The sequence below is a fragment of the Bifidobacterium aemilianum genome (genome assembly GCF_003315635.1).
GTDB classification, from domain to species: Bacteria; Actinomycetota; Actinomycetes; order Actinomycetales; family Bifidobacteriaceae; genus Bifidobacterium; species Bifidobacterium aemilianum.
The window spans coordinates 1-638 of record NZ_PDCG01000029.1 but is presented as its reverse complement, the minus strand read 5'-3'; the positions used below and the strand labels follow the sequence as shown (position 1 = coordinate 638).

The window sequence follows — 638 nt, the reverse complement described above, 5'->3', positions numbered from 1 at the left end:
AAGGAGACGCCCTTGAGGACCTGGTTAGTGCCGTAGGACTTGCGCACGTCCTCCAGGCGCAGCACCGGTTCGGGCCGCCCGCCCGGCCGGGGCGCCGGACTGGCTGGAAGCACCGGTGCCGTCGCCGGGCCGGCCGGTGTCTCCGCCCTCCCTGCCCGCTCGGTTTGCCCCGCCGCCATGGACGTCCCGCTTGTGGGGCGTGCATGGACCCGCCTGGACTTGGTCATCATCATGGTCTCCTCTCTTTCCCGCCGTCGATATGCCGTTTGCGGCGTTCCATCCGCGCCGATTGCCGTCTGCCCGCTCATACCGTGCCCGCGCTCAGCTCGCGCTTGCGCAGCTTGGCCGTGTACCAGTCGTTCCACAGGATGAAGGGCAGGGAGGCGCAGATGAAGAGCACCGAAGCCACGATGTAGGGGGTGAAGTTGTAGGAGGCGGCCACCTCGATCTGGGCGGCGCGCACCGCGTCGACCGCGCCCAGCACCGAGATCAGCCCCACGTCCTTCTGCATGCCGATGAAGTCGTTCATCAGCGCCGGCGCCACCTTGCGCAGGGCGTGGGGGATGACGACCAGGCGCATGGTCTGGGCGGAGGTGAGCCCCAGGGCGCGGGCCGAGGCGCGCTGGGAGGGGTGCACG

2 protein-coding genes are annotated in these 638 nt (G+C 69.7%); both read right to left on the bottom strand.

Features of this window, described 5'->3' with window-relative positions:
* Positions 1-233, bottom strand: a 233-nt coding sequence (locus CRD60_RS09215; protein ID WP_236630927.1) for a hypothetical protein, incomplete at its 3' end; no start/stop codon positions are given.
* 71 nt (positions 234-304) lie between these two features.
* The coding region (locus CRD60_RS08245) for an ABC transporter permease subunit (protein ID WP_113860791.1) at positions 305-638 on the bottom strand (334 nt) is incomplete at its 5' end.